Source organism: Sphingobacterium kitahiroshimense, assembly GCF_025961315.1.
GTDB lineage: Bacteria > Bacteroidota > Bacteroidia > Sphingobacteriales > Sphingobacteriaceae > Sphingobacterium > Sphingobacterium anhuiense.
The window spans coordinates 3,087,565-3,104,312 of record NZ_JAOQNK010000001.1 but is presented as its reverse complement, the minus strand read 5'-3'; the positions used below and the strand labels follow the sequence as shown (position 1 = coordinate 3,104,312).

Sequence of the window (16,748 nt, the reverse complement as noted above, 5' to 3'; positions counted from 1 at the left end):
CTACCTAAATCACTTCGGATTTCAAACTTCGATAAATTTGTTTTTTACAATTCTAATTTTTAATGGAAATAACATCCATTAAAAATTACCATCAGCGTTTTTCTTTAAGCTGTTTGATGAATGGTGCTAAATATGCTTTTGCTTCGGAATCCAATGATTCAATTGATTTATTCAATTTTGAAGGAGCGATTTTTTTTATGGCCAGCAATGATGCACTTAATACAGCATAGGATTGTTCTTTTAGACCTTTTTCAATAATAGGCAAGTATTTATGATTATCGCTATTTCCTAATGCGGCCAATGCTGAAGCTCTTACTTTCGTTTTGGGATCCTGTTGCGCCATGGAGATAATTTTTGCTTCAACACTATTTTTAACGGATGGATCTGTTAAATCCAATCCTTGAATTGCAGCAGCTCTAAGATCTTCTTCTTTGTCGTTTAATGCTTCTATTAACAATTTTGTTGTTTCCGTATTTTTATTGTGTAAGGCATATCCAATAGCTTTAATACGGTTATAATAGGTCGGTACATTTTGATATTGATACGTATAGTCGGACATTGTTTTATTATCGATAACCTCACCAACCAATATTTTAGCAGGATCAAAATCGATAAAATCAGGTTTTTGTTCAAAAGGAAAACTAAATTCCTGTGCTCGCTGATTAATAAGAATAGTTTTAGTCTCTTTTCCATTTGCCGTATAAAAATCGATGCTTAAAGGTAAAGTGAACGTTTGTAAGCTGACATCCTGCATCTGCTTAATGGCTAATTTCTGCGTCCCATTTTCATAAGTATATTGGATATTTAAAATAGGATGACCGCCTTGATAATACCATTGATTGAAATATGGACTCCAATCTTTACCTGTTATTTCTTCCATAGCAAGTCGAAGCTGGTGCGTTTCTCCTGTTTTATGGGCATTGTCTGTTAAATATTTTTGTAACGATTTATAGAAAGCAGCATCTCCCATCTGATTTTTTAATGCATAGAGAATTACCGATCCTTTTGAATAGGAAATATTATCAAACATATCTTCTTTATCGTTATAATGAAAGCGTGCTAAGGTAGGGCTTATTCCATTTTTGGTCGATCTTAAATAACTTTGCAGTTTTTCAAACCGAGATTTATCTTCTTTATCTTGTCCGCCATCATGACCGCGCCATATCACCTCTCCAAATGTTGCAAAAGATTCATTCATGGTCAGATTTGACCATGATTCGGCTGTTACTAAATCACCGAACCATTGATGAAATAGTTCATGGGCAATAGTTCCTTCCTCATTATCATCTAGTAATTCCCGTGTTGTCTTTTGTACCGGTTCACCATGTAAAGTTGCGGTTGTATTTTCCATAGCTCCCGATACATAGTCTCGCGCAACTACTTGGGCATATTTATTCCAGGGATATTCTACGCCTAAAATTTGACTGTAGTAAGCCATCATTGCTGGTGTTTTGCCGAATATATCTTTCGCATATGGAGCGTATTTTGGTTCGAGGTAATAATCTACCGGAATGGATTTGTAGTGATCATTTGTTATTTTGAAATCACCAACGGCCATCATAAATAAGTATGGAGCATGAGCTTGGGTCATTTCCCAAGTATCTGTTCGGGTACCATCCGTATTTTTATGCTGTGCTGTTAACGCTCCATTAGAAAGGGTTGTATAGTGGTCCTGCACCGTAATGGAGATTTCAGAAGTAGTTTTTTGATTTGGTTTATCTATGGTAGGAAACCAGGCCGAAGAGGCCTCCGTTTCACCCTGTGTCCATATCTGGATCGGTTTATTTGGAACTTTTCCATCCGGGTTGATAAAATACAATCCTTTTGCATCGGAAATTGCCGCACTGCCTTTGGCTTTTAATTCATCTGGTTTAGAAGTGTAGGCTATATAAATGGTGTATTTCTCGGTCCCTTGAAATGGTTTTCCTAAGTTAATGAATAGCGATTCGCCATCATAATCATATTTGAGTGGTGTTTTTTGATTACCTTCTTGTAATGCAATCTCTTTTATGTCCATCCCCTTGGCATCTAAGCGTAAAGAGTCGGTCGGATAGAAGTGAGGTTTTAGCGTCAACCATTCTTCTCCATATAGGTAGCGTTTTCCGTAATCAAATTTTACATTCAGTTTAGTATGGACCAAATCATTGATTTTAGTCTCTGTGGCCCGGTATTGATTGATCGGTAACGCTTGATTAGGTTGTGCAAATACTGTTGTTAAGCTGGCAGCAGTTAGTACACTTAGCGTTAAAAATATTTTATGAATCATTCGATGTTAATTTATACTTAGGCAATTTGCGATATTTTCTGTAGTAAACGAATTTTGTTGAAAAAATGTTTGCCTAATCTAATTATTTAAGCGACGCTGAAACACGTTATAATTTATTAAATTTGTTTATAACCTCATTTGAAAAAAACATGAATAAAAAACTGAGTTTAATTTTAACAGTAATAGCTATGTCGTCCGTACATCTTGGAAACGCACAAGAATTGAAATATCCAGAAACAAAAAAAGGTCAGGTAGTTGATCAGTTCTTTGGCGAATCAGTGCCAGATCCTTACCGTTGGTTGGAAAATGACTTAGCAGCGGATACAAAATCTTGGGTTGTTGCACAAAATAAAGTGACGTATGATTATTTAGCTCAGATTCCATATCGCGATCAGCTGAAACAACAATTGACAGATATTTGGAATTATGAGAAAGTTGGAACTCCTTTTATAGAGGGTGCTTATACTTATTTTTATAAAAATGATGGTTTGCAGCAACACGCCGTTCTATATAGAAAATCAAATAAAGGTGGAAAGGAAGAGGTCTTTTTAGATCCAAATACATTTTCTAAAGATGGATCAACTTCTTTGTCAGATGTAAGTTTTTCAAAAGACGGTAGTTTGATGGCTTATTCTATTTCAGAAGGAGGCTCGGATTGGAGAAAAGTAATTATTTTGAATACTGCTGATAAAAAACAAATTGGTGAGACGTTAATTGATATCAAATTCTCAGGTATTGCCTGGAAGGGGAATACTGGATTTTATTACTCCAGCTATGATAAACCGAAAGGCTCAGAATTATCGGAGAAAACAGATCAGCATAAAGTTTATTTTCATCAACTAGGTATCGCTCAGGCAAAAGATAAAATGATTTTCGGTGGAGCTGCTGTTCAACGCCGTTATATCGGTGCCAACTTAACGGATGATGAGCGGTTTTTAATCATTTCTGCCGCAAATACAACGACCGGCAATGAATTGTATGTACAGGATTTATCTAAGCCTGGAAGTAAGATCATCAACATCTTAAGTGGATTTGACAGTAACACAAGTATTATTGATAATGATGGCGATACTTTTTATGTGCAAACAAATTTAAATGCACCAAATAATAAATTGGTGAAGATGAACATTCGTCAACCTGAATCGAAGAACTGGATTGATGTTATTCCTCAAACGGAAAATGTTCTTGAAGTTTCGACTGGTGGCGGTTATTTATTTGCTAATTATCTTAAAGATGCAATCTCAGTTATTGAGCAATACGATTATACAGGAAAAAAAATCCGTGAGATCAAATTACCGGGTGTAGGAACTGCTGCAGGTTTCTCCGGTAAGAAAAAGGAAAAAACAATCTATTACGGTTTTTCAAATTACATCACCCCATCTACAAGTTTTACATTTAATGTAGACAATGGACAATCTGAGGTTTATATTAAACCTAAAGTGAAGTTTAATTCAGATGAGTTTGAATCTAAACAGGTTTTCTACACATCAAAAGATGGAACAAAAGTTCCAATGATCATCACGCACAAAAAGGGATTGAAGCTGGATGGTAAAAATCCGACCATTGTTTACGGTTATGGTGGCTTTAATATCAGTTTGACTCCTGGTTTTAGTGTATCTACAGCCAATTGGATTCAAAATGGTGGCGTATATGCTGTCGCAAACTTACGAGGTGGAGGCGAATATGGTCAAAAATGGCATGATGGTGGCCGTCAGTTTAATAAGCTGAATGTGTTTAACGATTTTATTGCCGCAGCAAAGTATTTACAGAGCAATGGCTATACTTCTCCTGATTATACTGCACTATCTGGAGGTTCAAATGGAGGATTGCTCGTTGGGGCAACCATTACCTTAGATCCAACTATTGCAAAAGTAGCTTTACCAGCAGTAGGAGTGCTGGATATGTTACGTTATCATACATTTACAGCTGGAGCAGGTTGGGGATATGATTATGGTACTGCTAATGACAGCAAAGAGATGTTTGATTATCTGAAGGGATATTCACCTGTACATAATGTTAAAGAAGGTGTTTGTTATCCTGCGACTTTGGTTACCACCGGAGATCATGATGACCGTGTAGTGCCTGCACATTCTTATAAGTTTGTTTCAGAACTACAGGCAAAACAGAAGTGTGATCGTCCTGTTCTCATTCGGATTGAAACAAAAGCTGGGCATGGGGCAGGCCGTTCTACAGAAGTGGTGATTAATGAAACAGCTGATAAATATGCTTTTACCCTGTGGAATATGGGAATTAAAGCACTAAAATAAATATCATTTCAAAGTAAATCCACTCCCGACAAGAGTGGATTTTTTATTAAAAGAGCTACTTTTACTTAAAACAAACTAAGATGAGTACAAAAGCATATGCAGCCTTTTCGGAGGCGGAAGATTTAAAACCACATCAGATTCAACGCCGGGATTTGCAGGATAAGGATATTTTTATTGATATTCAATATTGTGGTGTTTGCCATAGTGACATTCATACAGCAAGAGCAGAATGGGGACAGCCTCATTACCCCGTAGTTCCTGGTCATGAAATTATTGGACGTGTGTTGGCCGTAGGACCAAATGTGACAAAATATGAGGTCGGTGACCTTGTTGGTGTAGGCTGTATGGTCGAATCATGCAAGCACTGTAATCCTTGTGATGAAGGGTTGGAGCAGTACTGTGAAAGTGGGATGATCGGCACTTATAACAGTGCTAAATCTAAATATGGTGGTATTACCTATGGTGGCTACTCGGAGAATATCGTTGTAGAGGAAGATTTTGTCCTGAGTATCCCGACAACAATTGATGTGAAAGCAGCTGCTCCTTTATTGTGTGCAGGTATTACAACATGGTCGCCTTTGCGTCACTGGAATGTGAAAAAAGGTGATAAAGTTGGTGTAATTGGTCTTGGAGGATTGGGGCATATGGGTGTTAAATTTGCGAAAGCGATGGGTGCACATGTTGTCATGATTACAACTTCTCCAGAAAAGGGTGAAGATGCAAAGAAATTAGGTGCTGATGAAGTTTTGATTTCTAAAGATGCGTCACAATTGCAGGCGCATGCAAATACGTTTGATTTTTTATTGAATACAATTCCAGTGGGTCATGACGTTAATCCATATTTAAGTCTTTTAAAATTGGATAAAACAATGTGTATTGTAGGAGCTGTAGAGCCATTGCCTGGAGTTCATGGTGGTTTGCTGATCGGTAAGCGTAGACACTTAGCAGGATCGTTGATCGGTGGCATCAAAGAGACGCAGGAAATGTTAGATTTCTGTGGTGAACACCAGATCGTTTCAGATGTTGAGGTTATCAATATTCAAGATATCAATAATGCATACGAGCGTATGATTAAATCAGATGTGAAGTACCGTTTTGTAATCGATATGAAATCATTGAAAAACAGTTAATAATTTCTGCGGTATCGAAAAGGGTTGAAAATAAATAATTTTCAACCCTTTTTCTATTTAATAATTATGTTCAAGAGTATTATAAATTCCAGGTTGGGATATCACTTTTCATTTTAGCTAGTGTATCCTGATAGTTATCTTGTTCGCCTTCTGTCGCTAGAGATAATGCTTCTTCTTGCCATTTTATAGCATTTATCTTATCTCCTTTTTTATACAGTAGATTGGCATAGGTGTCTAAGTATGCGCTTTTTACATCTTGTTCTACAGCTCTTTTGCTCCATTTTAAAGCTGCGTCTAAACATGCCGCATCGGTACTGTTTTCAAAAATTTCCCAAGCATAACTATTCAATTGATTTGAATTTAGATCTTCTGATGTTAAATAGCTGTCAACAATATTTGTTAAAGAAGACCAATTACGCGATTGTACATAATACTGTGCCTTCATCAATTTGAAGATTGGGTCAAAATTGATATTTGCGTATTTGTCGGAAATTTCTGTTTTTAAAGCTTCCCAATTAGGTTCTGTATTGAAATCGATTTTAGTTCCTAATACTTCATTGATGGCCACAGTGGCAAGTACACGATTTGCCGCGCCGTTTTTTTCTAATAAAGCATCAATTTTTTCAGGATTATCCCGTAGTAGCTCGAAAGCTTTAGATCGGGATGTGCGTGTGTTTGCCACGAGATAGGCAGCACATTCTTTCGTTAAATTTTCAGGTTTGGTATGGGAGATAATGATATCTTCAGCTTGTGTCACAGTAGCTTCATCATAAGCTGTGTTCGCAGCTCTAACCATTCGGTGCGCTAAGGCTAAATCTGTTGGATTCTCGTTAAACGCTTTTAACAAAGCATAATACTGTGTTTCAGGTTTTAAAGCATCTTTACTCCGCTCAATGAATTCATCAGCATCGCCACCTCCGACCATACGGTGCACAAGTTCACCTTGAGGATTGAAAATTAAGAAGGTAGGATATGCGGCAATTTTGTAGTCTTTACCGAACCGTTCGGCTTCTTCATACCATGCTTTCACTTCTTCACTATCCTTGTCCGTTTTATCCATTTGGATTTTGGCGTTAACAAATTTAGAATTGAAGAAATCTCCCACTTTTGTTTGTGGAAATACACTAGCACTCATGTATTTACAAGGACCACACCAGGTAGTAAACAAATCCACAAAGATAAATTTGTTTTCTTTTTTTGCTTTTTCTTTAATTTGGCTCCAGTTCAATCCGTGCTCAAATGTTATTCCTTTTTCTTGACCTATAACGGCAAAGGGTAAAATAAGGAGGAATAATAATATCTTTTTCATAACCAGTCTCTAAGAAGTTGCTCACTTAATCATTTCTTGAAATTAAAGTTATGTAATAAAATTGTAAAAAAAATAGGTTACAGAAATTTATTTCTGTAACCTATTTGTAGAATGGTGCTTTTTATAAGCCTAGATCTTCATTTTGGACTTTAAACCTTTTTGAATTCCGTCTTTATGAACTAAAAGTGATGTTGTTTTGTAACGAACAAACTCTTTTGTGACATACAAGTAACCTTTATAATCGTTTGTCACACCCCAAGAGTTTTTAACGATATAATACTCTTTACCTGTTTGATCTTTGGCTAATCCAACGATGTGCATACCGTGATCATCAGTTGTTTGGTAGTTGTCGAAAGCAGTCTGTCTTTGTTCAGCTGTAATTTTAGCCTCAGGTTTTGGTCCAACAAACATTTCTTGTTGTTCTTGTGGGGTCATTTGCTCGAATGGTTTTGCAGGGACATACGCCACACCATTTTTCCAGCTAAAGCTTTTCTCAGAAACATCTGTTGCCCAAGCTACTGTATAACCATTATTCAATGCATTATCAATGATATCAGTTAGGTCATTGATTTGAACATTATAAAAATTATCAAATGACCAGTTATCAGGAATCAATAATACAAATTTATTGTAGTAAGGTTGATCTGTAACAGAAGCAATACCGACATATTCATCAGGGTTAATACCAATTACTTGATCAGCAAATGTACGTGGTGTATAGCTTTTACCTTTGTATTGGAAGTTTTTAGGGACTTCACCTAGGTACGAATCCATTGCGGCAGTGTACGCTTTTTCCCAGTTTGGAGTTAACGTTTTGCTTTTTACAAAAGTAGCTAACATGGCATCCAACATATTGGTCATTTCACCAAAGTTGTTTTTATCAGATCCATAGTGTAGGCCTGTGTACTCTGTTTGTGGCAAAGCACCATAGTGGCGGAACGCATTTAAAACATCATGAAATTGTCCACCCTCGCCTAAAGATAATCCGCCGTGTAAACGCACGTAGTTTTTTGCTTTTCCTAAATAAGTATTACGAGCAGAGAAAATCTGTGAAATTTCTACAGGTTCTTTTCCCATACGGATCATTTCAGACTCGAGGAATGAATTCCCAGAATATGACCAACAAGTACCGGAAGAACCTTGGTTTTTGATCGAAGTATTTTTTAGATTAATGATTTCGGTAAAAGTGAAGCCAGCCTTACTGTTATCATTTTGATTTGTTTTTAAGGCATTGATTAAATTATCCTGAGCCTGTACTACTTGTAATGAAGCTGCAAATAGTGATGCTGCCAATACGAGTGATTTATTCCAATTCATTTTTTAAAAGTTAATGATTTTATGATGCTAAATTAAAAATAAATTCATTTACCATCATGACATTCTTACAATTTGATTGTAATAAAATTGTGCTTAACAAAAAAACGGGGCTTTTAAAGCCCCGTTTTTTATTAATTTTCTATTTTGAGATCTGGTTTTTTAGGAAATACCAATGACGCGACGACACTGATCACCAAAATACTGACGATAATAATCAATGAATGTGATGTTGAAAAACCAATTTGTACCAACCAGTGATGCAGTAACATTTTTAATCCAATGAAGATTAGTAAAAATGCTAATCCTACCTTCAAGTAATGGAATTTGTGAATGATATTAACCAGTAAGAAGAACATAGAACGCAATCCTAATACCGCGAAGATATTAGAGAAAAATACGACGTATGCATCTTTTGTTACCGAGAAGATCGCTGGAATAGAATCTACAGCAAAAATCAAATCGGTAAATTCAATTACCAGCAGAACCAAGAATAAAGGTGTCATATATTTGACACCATTTTCAATATGGAAAAAGTGACCACCATCTAATTTAGGCGTTACCTTAAAATATTTAGATGCAAATTTTACCACAGGATGGTTTTGTGGATCCACTTCTTCCTCTTGATTTCTATTTAAGAACATCTTAATACCGGTAATCAATAAGAATCCTCCGAAGATGTATAAGATCCACCCGAATTTTGTAATCAATGCTGCTCCTAAGAAGATGAATATGAAACGCATTAATACGGCTCCAATTACGCCCCATACCAATACTTTATGGTAGTAACGTTCTGGAATACCAAAAGATGAAAATAAGAGCACCATAACGAAGATATTATCGACAGAAAGGGCATATTCTACTACATAGCCTGTTATAAATTCTAGGGCTAGGTTATTATTGTATAACGCAATGCTTCCTTCCAGATCTCCAGGTATGATTTTAACGTCATGCAGATGAGCTTTGATGACTTGTTGCAGATGATCTAGATCTTGAATGTTGTGTAATTCATGGCCATAGTGACGTAACACCCAGTAGAAGCCTAATGCTAATAATACCCAGATTATACTCATGATGGCGGCACTTTTTAGGGATACAGTTTTGTCTCCTTTCGAAAACACTCCTAAATCGATCGCTAACATTAAAATAATGAAGATTAAAAATCCTCCAAAAAACATGATCTCGTGACTCATTTTCTATTTTTTTCTTTCAGTTGTAAATTTGACAAGTTGTAGTAACCCTGTTTTATATTCATTATCAGGAAATTCATCTAATATTTTAAAAGCATCTTTTTGGTAATCCAACATTTTTTCTGTTGCATATTCCAATCCACCACTTTGTCTTACAAACGCGATGACTTCTGCTACTTTTTTATTGTCATCATTATGGTTTTTTACCAGATTGATGATTCTTCTTTTTTCTGATTTGTCCGCTTGACTCAATGCATATATCAGTGGTAGAGTCATTTTTTTCTCTTTGATATCATTACCGAGTGGCTTGCCCACATCGTCGACTCCAAAATCAAATAAATCATCTTTTATCTGAAAAGCGATACCGATTTTTTCGCCAAATGCATGTAGTTTCTGAACGGTCGCCGCATCGGCTCCCGAAGATGATGCTCCACAAGCACAACAGGAAGCAATCAATGAAGCTGTCTTCTGACGGATGACTTCAAAATAGATTGATTCTTCGATATCCAGTTTCCGCGCTTTTTCAATCTGTAATAATTCACCTTCACTCATTTGTTCAACGGCCTCTGAAACAATTTTCAGTAAGTCATATTCATGATGCTTTACTGAGAGAAGCAATCCTTTGGAAAGTAAAAAATCTCCGACTAGAACGGATACTTTATTTTTCCAGAGTGCGTTCACAGAAAAGAAACCTCTTCGTTCATTTGCATTATCTACAACATCATCATGGACCAATGACGCTGTATGAAGTAACTCAACTAAGGAAGCGCCACGATAGGTGGATTCTTTTATACCGTTGCACAGGCCTGCCGAAAAGAAAACAAACATTGGACGCATCTGTTTTCCTTTGGTTTTCACAATATATCCTGTAATACGATCTAATAGAGGGATTGAACTTTTCATTGAAGCTTTAAATTCAGTTTCAAAAGTTGCCAATTCCTTGAGGATGGGACGTTGTATTTCTTTTAATTTCAGCATGCAAGATGGTTAAAAACCACTATAATCTCCTTAAATGTCTATAAATATAAGCAATAGATTATAATGAATCTACCGCATTCTCTAATTTTTGGTACCATTCGTCACCATATTCCCGAATCAACGGGTCTTTTAGAAACTTGTATACGGGAACCTGTAGTTCTTTTCCAAAAGTACATGCATCTTTGCAGATGTGCCATCTGTCGTAATGAAGCACATCAAATTCAGGATAATTTGTCGTGCGAATAGGGTATAGGTGACAGGAAATTGGCTTTTTCCAGTTGATATCTCCAAGCTCATATGCTTTTTCAATGGCACATTTTGTGATACCATTTTCCCAGGTAACATAGGCACATTCTTTATTGCCATCGACACATGGGGTTGTTAAATCTCCGTCCATATCAATCACATGTGTGCCTTGATCTTCTATGGCTTCTATACCCTTAGCTGTCATGTAAGGTTTTACTTTTGGATATATCTCCGCAAGTATGGCCAGCTCATTTTGTTTTAATGGAGCGCCGGAATCTCCTTCTATACAGCAAATGCCTTTGCATTTGGAAAGATTGCATACGAAATCATTGTTAATCAAATCTTCGTGCACTAATACATTTCCTACTTCTATCATGATATTTTTTTATTTTGAATAACTCGCACGCTGTCCGAGTTTATGTTTCAAGCCTTCGGCTTTTAAGAGTTCTAATGTCACAGAACCAATTAAAATGTCTACGTTAGCTTTTACTGGGATACGATTCCCATCATTGGTTACCCAAAGATATAACTTACTGTTTTTCTTGAAAATTCGACCTGGCTTTATTTCAGGACTGAATTTAAGACATTCTAATGATCCTAAATCTGTTTTTATGGTTTCTACACCAATATATTTGATGCCTAATGTGGCGATTTCGTCGTTTAAGAAATAAGTCAATTTAAATGACTCTCCTGGCTTGACAGACGAAAGGTCCAAATTGCGCGCAAAATAGTATGCTGATAGTAAATCAAATGTTTGAGATACTACACTTTTAAAGTCTCCTTTGTTTCCGCTTACTGATCTTGTCTTTTGGTCGAAAGTAACCTTATCATTCCTTCTGTAGCCTCCTTCTCGGATGTTTTCAGTGTAATAATAAGGAAGATAAGTCTTACCATCTATATAGGAGTTGTATTCGTTCTTTACTGTATATAAAGCAAATGCTCCGGCAGTTTTCCCAGTTGCATATAACCGAAATGCAGGCGCCCCACTACCTGATTTAGTATCTGTTACCGTCAATAGGCCAGTTGCCGCAGAGAGAAAACCATACTTTAATTTGTACTCTAATTTTTCTCCGCCTTTAAAAGCGGATTCTTTCAAATGAGGAAGTTCTTGAGCAAATATCTGACCGCAGAAACTGAGCACTAAGAGTATTAACGAGACTAGCTTTTTCATATACGTAAGAATACAAAAATATTTTGAAATTACGAATACCGCTATTTACGTTTAAAGACAGGAACGGTAGAACAAGGTTCTCCATACATGATACTTTTCGCAACTTTTGCCAAGGCAGTAGTGAACTGAACGAAAGCCGATTCTGGAATTTTGATATCTCCACATCCTTTTACAACTACGCGTTGATCTGTATATTCAGACATGTCAATTTCGGCTATAGTTTGGGCGTATAGTATACGTTCCAGTTCAACCAGATCTCCAAATACAACAGTCTTTGCAAATGGTTCTAATTTGGTCGCTAAGAGCATATATGCCCATGTCTGGACAATAGCATCAGTCGAACATGTAATTGCGACATGTTTGCCCGCATATGCTGACCAGTCATGTGTTTTTATAAAATCTCTAAAGTCTTTCTCTTTCAAGATCAGGCCATGAAATAGATTGTCTTTAATATCATATTCAACAAGTTCACCTGTTGGCTTGAACTTCGCAAGATCTACAGTGATAATACCACTCTGAGCAACTTTATTTACAATGTCGGTTTGAATATCCATATCAAATAATAAAAAAGCCGGACGATATACTCGTCCGGCTACAAAGTTAATTAAAATTATCTTAAAAGAATTTCACGCGATTGTCAGTGATTTCTGATTTATCTTGTAAAGCTTTGAAAATTGAAGCCCAAGAACGTTGCAGTTTTCCGGCTAAAATTTGTTTTTTCTGAGCATTTAAATCAGGAATCGCAGCAGGGTTAACAAAGCCATTCACTTGAACAGCGTATACACCTTGTGCACCTTCAATTGCTTTAGATGGTTTGTTCGGTTGTAAACCAAATACAGTACCTACCACTTTGTTTTCTAAAGAAACTCCAGGGATAACTGGATTTGCCAATACGATATTTTCAACTGCTACTGGAGTTTTACCTAATTTCTGTCCTACCTGATCAAGAGAGCTAGCACCGCTTAAGGCAGCATTCATTTTCTCTGCCAATAGTTTTGCTTTAACTGCATTTTTTACAGCAGGCTCAATATCTTTTTTTACAGTTGCTAAAGGCAAGATACCTTTAGGTTGTACATCTACAAGGCGTGCTAATATATACGATTGTTCTGTTTCAAAAACACGATCAGAAATATCATCTTTTTTAGCTTCGAATGCCCATTTGATCAATTCTCTTGGAGCTTCATTGCCGTCTAATGTATTATCCATTGCTAAAACACGAGTTGCAGTAGTTGCTTTCAATCCTAATTTTTGAGCTTCTTGAGCAAAGTTTTGTGCTGTAGCTGCAGTCAAGAAAGCATTTGCTTTGCTATGTGCCGTGTTTAATGTTTCTTTACCGCTGATAATCGCTTTATCTACGATCGCAGCTTTAACATATTTTGCAGAACCAATTTGATTCTCGATTTTGATGATATGTACACCAAATTGTGATTCCACAACTTTAATATCACCTGTTTTTCCATTGAATACAGCGTTATCAAAAACAGGAACCATTTGTCCACGAGGGAATGTTCCAAGTTCGCCGCCATTTACTTTACTACCTTGGTCAGTACTGAATTGGACAGCTAGTGAAGAGAAGCTTTCTCCCTTCGCTAATAAACCTTTGATTGAGTCTGCTTTTGCTAATGCTTTCTGAACACCACCTTCAGCAGTTGCATTCAATAAAATGTGACTAGCTTTTACGGAGTCAGGTCCAACAGTTGTTTGTGCTACTTTAGCAATTTCAAATAGACCGTTAGATTCGTAAGGACCAACAATAGTTCCAGCCGGAACATTGAAAAGTACTGAATCCAATGCTGGACTTAATTGACCTTTTTTAACAAAAGTGTAAGGGTATTTATTGTCGGAGTTGATCGATGCAAATAAAGAATCGTTTGTTGAAGCTGCTAATTCAGTTTTCAATCTATTGATAGTCTCTTTTGCATAATCGATATCTTTTGCAGTAGGACGTGCATCTACAACAACATACTCGATAGAGCGAGTTTCTTCTTGATTTTTAAATGAGTTTTTATGCTCATCGTAATATGCTTGATAATCAGCATCCGTGATTTTAATTTCACTATCCTTAACGCCAGCATAATCCAATAATACATATTTGAAATTTGCTAATTTATTGCGTTGTTGATATTCATCATTAGCTTCTAAAGATGTAACATAAACACTGTTGTTTAATAAGCTTGAGTATTTATTGTTCAAACGTTCTTCCTTTACAGCTGCTAATAACATTTCCCACTGTTGTGCTGCCTGAGGATTACCTGCAGTGTTTAATTGTGAAATGAATGTTAACAATTGGTTACGATTAAATTGACCTGTCTGTGGATCAGTAAAAGCTTGAACGATTTGATTAGAAGGACGATTACCAGTTACTAAATCATTTAATTCATTCTTACCAACCTCTAAGCCGATTTTTTCAATTTCGCTTTTTAGGATTTCTTTTTGCAACAATTGATTCCATACCTGTTGTACAGCATATGATTTCATTTGAGGAGTCAAGTTACCACCCATTTGTTGCTTAAACATTTCTGCTGTTTGATCAACTTGTTGGTTGAATTCTTGGAAATCGATTTTCTCTCCATTTATTTCTGCTACGCGATTTTGGTTTTTAGCCCAAAACGGAGTTCCAGATTTGACAACATCTCCTAATAAAAATGCTAGAATTGCCACAGCCATAGCTCCAGTTAAAATGAAACCAGCTCGGTTGCGCAAAAAGCTCATTAATCCCATAGTCTGTTTATTGTGTTTATTATTGTTTAAATACTTAAAATACCATTATTTAGGAAATAGTATGCCTAAATGCGGTGCAAGATACAATTTTTATAAAAAAAAGAGTAATTATTTCTGATTAAGGGAAACTTATTTCATCCAAATTTGTTTTGAGCAAATTTTATTGACCAAATGAAGGGAACATACTATTGTCTTTTACGAGCATGACACCTGTTGAATTTTGGATATTTATTTTTTTAAAATCCTTATCAGAAGTAAAGGAAGATCCTTGCAGGTTACCTCTATTATCTTTGAAATAGGCCGTTATAGGCATATTATTATAGAAAGATTCTTTGCCTTCATCGTAGATGATTTCATCTGTTTTAATGATTGACCCGTCTGCCATCGTTACGACAACGTTCTTTTTGAAAGTTGTTGTTTTTGCCGCTTCATGCTGAATCGCATAATCCGAGATAATACGTTGTGTTTCTTTAACATCTTTATCATAGAATATGATCTGGATACCTTTAGGGAATTCATACACTTGCGTACTATCATGTTTAATGCGCATTTCAGGAGCAGTCATCCGTGCTTTTACGATCGTTGAATCGCTATAGATGACGTCGACGTGACGAGAGATATCAACGGCTTCTTCTTTTTTAAGATTAGCGATCCGATCTACTTCTTTTAAATCGGGTTCACAAGCTGTAAAGAAGATTGCCCCTACTGCAATGAGGAGCAGTAGAGGCAATGTATAATGCTTTTTTGAGGCAATTGTATGTGTTGCCATATCAGTCTCTTGATTAATCAATGGAGTTTCTTCTAAACCAACGGTCATTTAAAGTAAAACCAACATTCAAGTTGACGTATCTCTCTCTGATCAAGCTATTGTTCATGGTTCCCATTTGTCCCAGTTCTGCAGAGATATTGATTTTGGAAAATGCACCACTGTAAGGATTTCTTGCTAATGGAAGGCCAACACCAAAGGTAATAGCCATATCATTGATATCCTGTTTGTTGATAAAGTATTGCGTTCTGTTATAACGGAAGCCGATACGGTAATCCATTAAGCTTGTGTATTTAAATGAAGTTGGATCTGGTGTGATTTGTCCACCGATTGCAAATCCATAATTTGTTTTTAAGTTTTCTTCGTTTTTTCTTACCTGAAATTTCGACCAGTCTGCATATTTGAATTCTGCCCCTACTAACCAACGGTTTGTTCTGGCAAAAGTAATACCTACATTATGTTTTAATGGAAGGTTTAAATCTCTTCTTGTTCGCTCAGTTTGACTCACTGTATCCAAAGCGATGTTTGTGTCGTCACTATTGTTTGAGGGTAGCGTACGCGTTACAAATGATGTTGTGCGGTCATGGATCGCATTATTCAATGATCCCGAATAACCAACTGTTATAGAATATTCTTTATTGATCGTTTTGTAATACTGCGCTCCGTAGTCAAAGCTTACGCCTTGGATTTCACGTTTATCTTGTTGTTGTACGTTCAGACCGTAGTTAAAGGGCAATTCAAGTCGGCTAAAATCATTTAACGTACCAAATAGGTAAGAAATATTAGCTCCGACACTGAAATTCTTCGTGATATTAACACCGTATCCGAAATAAGCTTTTGTTAACCCACCTTCTCCGGTAAATGTTTTTCTGTAATTAACGGTATCTATTTTTTGTGTACTGTTTGAGTTGTAACCTAAATCTGAGTATGGTAAAAGACCGATACTGATACCGCCCGCTTTTTTCATTGGGAAGGTCATTGTGATATGACTGAAAGCAAAATCTGCCGTATTATCTGACTTATTTTTCGAACTCAATTGGGTGAAATTTCCATATAGACCGGCATCAAAAGTACTGAATTGGGCAGCAGAGTATGAAGCTGGATTACTAGGATTCGTATTATAAACTGAACCGAAGTAACGGACACCCGTGGATAAGCCACCCATCGCACGATGTTGAGGTAGTAGATCTTCACGCATTTGACCTAAGCCAAATTGTGAATAAGGTGATGCAGACGTCGACTTCTGCGCAAATGCTGCTGACGAGCTGTATAATAAGCCTAAAGTCAATAACACTTGAGGTACTTTACTTGTAATGGAGCTTAAAAAGCGTTTCTGCATGATTATAGATTAAAGTTGCGAAACTTTTATTTTATATAAATAATATATTAA

At 36.4% G+C, this 16,748-nt stretch carries 13 protein-coding genes; 2 read left to right on the top strand and 11 right to left on the bottom strand.

Annotated features, from left to right (window positions below; all coding sequences use genetic code 11):
• Positions 1-91 precede the first annotated feature (91 nt).
• Positions 92-2,266: a M1 family aminopeptidase gene (locus M2265_RS13735; RefSeq protein WP_132772507.1), complete on the bottom strand. Its 2,175-nt coding sequence runs from the start codon at positions 2,264-2,266 to the stop codon at positions 92-94.
• A 149-nt stretch (positions 2,267-2,415) separates the two neighbouring features.
• Between M2265_RS13735 and M2265_RS13730 the strand changes: the two genes are divergently transcribed.
• Positions 2,416-4,533, top strand: coding sequence for a prolyl oligopeptidase family serine peptidase (locus tag M2265_RS13730; RefSeq protein ID WP_132772506.1), 2,118 nt, complete (start codon positions 2,416-2,418; stop codon positions 4,531-4,533).
• Between the two features lie 80 nt (positions 4,534-4,613).
• Entirely contained in the window at positions 4,614-5,663 is a 1,050-nt protein-coding gene (locus M2265_RS13725; protein ID WP_132772504.1) for an NAD(P)-dependent alcohol dehydrogenase, read from the top strand.
• A gap of 79 nt (positions 5,664-5,742) precedes the next feature.
• On the opposite strand, the gene M2265_RS13720 is transcribed toward M2265_RS13725, so the two are convergent.
• The 10 genes from M2265_RS13720 to M2265_RS13675 all read right to left on the bottom strand — a co-directional run bounded on the left by M2265_RS13720 (position 5,743) and on the right by M2265_RS13675 (position 16,697).
• Complete coding sequence (locus M2265_RS13720; RefSeq protein WP_132772502.1) at positions 5,743-6,972, bottom strand: thioredoxin family protein; 1,230 nt, start codon at positions 6,970-6,972, stop codon at positions 5,743-5,745.
• 129 nt (positions 6,973-7,101) lie between these two features.
• Entirely contained in the window at positions 7,102-8,289 is a 1,188-nt protein-coding gene (locus M2265_RS13715) for an aminopeptidase C (protein WP_132772500.1), read from the bottom strand.
• Between the two features lie 131 nt (positions 8,290-8,420).
• Positions 8,421-9,479, bottom strand: coding sequence for a TerC/Alx family metal homeostasis membrane protein (locus M2265_RS13710; RefSeq protein ID WP_021189307.1), 1,059 nt, complete (start codon positions 9,477-9,479; stop codon positions 8,421-8,423).
• Positions 9,480-9,482: 3 nt separating this feature from the next.
• Positions 9,483-10,454, bottom strand: a complete 972-nt coding sequence (locus M2265_RS13705; protein WP_132772498.1) for a polyprenyl synthetase family protein — start codon at positions 10,452-10,454, stop codon at positions 9,483-9,485.
• A 58-nt stretch (positions 10,455-10,512) separates the two neighbouring features.
• Positions 10,513-11,076 (bottom strand): DUF3109 family protein, encoded by a 564-nt coding sequence (locus M2265_RS13700; RefSeq protein WP_132772496.1) that lies wholly within the window; start codon positions 11,074-11,076, stop codon positions 10,513-10,515.
• A gap of 9 nt (positions 11,077-11,085) precedes the next feature.
• Positions 11,086-11,871 (bottom strand): DUF3108 domain-containing protein, encoded by a 786-nt coding sequence (locus tag M2265_RS13695; protein ID WP_132772494.1) that lies wholly within the window; start codon positions 11,869-11,871, stop codon positions 11,086-11,088.
• Positions 11,872-11,912: 41 nt separating this feature from the next.
• A complete protein-coding gene (locus tag M2265_RS13690) occupies positions 11,913-12,425 on the bottom strand; it encodes a DUF2480 family protein (RefSeq protein ID WP_132772493.1) in 513 nt (170 codons plus the stop codon).
• Between the two features lie 61 nt (positions 12,426-12,486).
• The gene (locus M2265_RS13685) at positions 12,487-14,583 is read right to left on the bottom strand and encodes a peptidylprolyl isomerase (protein ID WP_264599355.1); all 2,097 of its coding nucleotides are present in this window, start codon (positions 14,581-14,583) and stop codon (positions 12,487-12,489) included.
• Positions 14,584-14,752: 169 nt separating this feature from the next.
• A complete protein-coding gene (gene lptC, locus M2265_RS13680; RefSeq protein ID WP_132772489.1) occupies positions 14,753-15,361 on the bottom strand; it encodes an LPS export ABC transporter periplasmic protein LptC in 609 nt (202 codons plus the stop codon).
• Positions 15,362-15,374: 13 nt separating this feature from the next.
• Complete coding sequence (locus M2265_RS13675) at positions 15,375-16,697, bottom strand: hypothetical protein (protein ID WP_021189314.1); 1,323 nt, start codon at positions 16,695-16,697, stop codon at positions 15,375-15,377.
• Between the last annotated feature and the right edge of the window lie 51 nt (positions 16,698-16,748).